Below are 1,305 nucleotides of genomic sequence, written 5' to 3'. Positions count from 1 at the left end.
ACAGCCCGCTTTATACCCGCTTGGTCTGGGCGTGCTTGGTGGAATTCCTTTCAACTGTACTTTGACAGCCTCCCTAAACAAAGCAGCCTTGAAGCCATTGAAGCAATCACAGATCTCTCCAAAAGTTTGCGCTCTGATTTTCGTCGTGGTGTTGCGGGGTATGATGTGCAAGCTTTGGAAGCCAATATGTCACGCCTTGATGACAGCATGTTGGATTTCGAGAGCGGTATCCGTTTCACAGCTGGGGGAACTTTGTTTTCCTTTGGACGCACGACAGAGATAGAATGCGTTCTCACAAAAGAAGAAGGCAAGCTTATTGGCAATTGGATAGATGACTTTGACGAGGAGTTAAGCTGGAACCAAATTGATTACCCATGGGATTTGGCAAATTTTCCGTGGTGTTCGGTCAAAAAACATGAACGTGATATCCTCATGGCAGAATGGTTTAGCAACCGTCCCCTTTATTTGGCTTTAAGAGACGCAAACAACACTCTGATTGGGTATCGCCGATGCTATGCTGTAGCGCCTGTAGAGCAGGTTTTAGAGGGTGTCTATAACCATTGTGGCAACAGATTTAATCCTTCCCCAACCGGCACTCTGTTGTTTCTGGCAGCCCGCACAGACTTTCATGATGTTGAGGACAAACAAGCCGCCTCTGTTTCCCTTCTCGTTCATGGCTCTCTTGCACAACAAACCCCTCCTGGAAAACTTTGGTTAGGGGTTCATGAACTGCGTGGTGGTGTAGAAATTCTCAAAACACCGGTCAACATTCCTTTGCGTGCTGATGTTCGCGAACAATTCAAAATTTTATTGAGGTTTTAACATGAAACATGAAAGCGGTTTACCCTTTGCAATTGATAGATCTCGCGGCAAAGATGAACAACAAAGCGTGGTGTTTTATGGACAGCGTCCCTTCATCCAAAGTGGTGAACTCAATGAAGTTCAAACCATTATCAGGGGGCGGCATGACCGCTTGGGGCGCCTTGTGGCTAAAGAAGGAGACCGTGTTGAACGCGCTGATGCTTTTGTGAATAAAGAGACGCAAACTGTCACGTTAACAGAGGGCAAAATTTATATTGCAGGGGATATTTTTCCCGTCTGTGATGCTGTTCTCACCCATGTTTCTATGGTGGGTCGTATAGAAATTGGTGTTAAGCTACAAAAGAAATGGGTGACCTATGAAGATAATCCAGAGCTGTTGGGGCAAGTGCCAGGCTCCTTGGCAGAAGGAGAGCCCGGAGCCGCACGCGAAGTAGCAAAACTTGTTTGGGCTCTCAAAGAAGATAACCAGCAAGGGACTTTTTT

At 46.4% G+C, this 1,305-nt stretch carries 2 protein-coding genes; both read left to right on the top strand.

Features of this window, described 5'->3' with window-relative positions; translation table 11 throughout:
• Positions 1-822, top strand: an 822-nt coding sequence (locus ACFIMX_RS08700; protein ID WP_375694332.1) for a phage tail protein, incomplete at its 5' end; no start/stop codon positions are given.
• A 1-nt stretch (position 823) separates the two neighbouring features.
• On the top strand, positions 824-1,305 hold a 482-nt coding region (locus tag ACFIMX_RS08695; protein ID WP_375694331.1), incomplete at its 3' end, for a DUF4815 domain-containing protein.

The organism is Bartonella sp. AD24XZML, from assembly GCF_042196485.1.
Taxonomy (GTDB): Bacteria; Pseudomonadota; Alphaproteobacteria; order Rhizobiales; family Rhizobiaceae; genus Bartonella.
The sequence above is the reverse complement of the archived record's forward strand: the minus strand, read 5'-3'. Positions and strand labels throughout refer to the sequence as shown.